General features: G+C 72.7%; 1 protein-coding gene. It reads left to right on the top strand.

Translation table 11 applies throughout. The annotated features are described in order from the left end of the window. On the top strand, positions 1-469 hold a 469-nt coding region (locus B3D39_RS19285; RefSeq protein ID WP_286789976.1), incomplete at both ends, for an HAD family hydrolase.

The raw sequence follows: 469 nt of genomic DNA, 5'->3' as shown, positions 1-469 counted from the left end.
CAAGACCGGCACGCTGACCGAGGGGCGGCCGCAGATCACCGATCTTCTGCCGCTGAACGGGGCCGAGGCTGAGCTTCTCGCCACCGCCGCGGCGGTCGAGACCGGTAGCAGCCACCCGCTGGCACAGGCGATCCTCGCCCGGGCGGAGGCGGGCGGCATCGCGGTGCCGGAGGCGACCGAAGGCATGGCGATCCCGGGCCGCGGCGCGCGGGCCAAGATCGACGGCGAGGTCTGGAATGTCGGGGCACCGCGCCTCGCGACCGAAGCGGGCGTTCTCAGCGCCGCCGACAGCGCCACCGTCCGCCGCCTCGAAAGCGCGGGCAAAACCGTCGTCTGCGTCTTCACGCCCGGGCGCCTTCTGGGCCTGATCGCGCTGCGCGACGAGCCGCGCGCCGATGCGGCAGAGGCGGTCTCCGCGCTCAAGCAAATGGGGATTTCCTCGGTCATGCTGACCGGCGACAATCCGGTG

Source organism: Thioclava sp. UBA3469, assembly GCF_002378135.1.
In the GTDB taxonomy this organism is placed as follows: domain Bacteria; phylum Pseudomonadota; class Alphaproteobacteria; order Rhodobacterales; family Rhodobacteraceae; genus Thioclava; species Thioclava sediminum.
The sequence above is the reverse complement of the archived record's forward strand: the minus strand, read 5'-3'. Positions and strand labels throughout refer to the sequence as shown.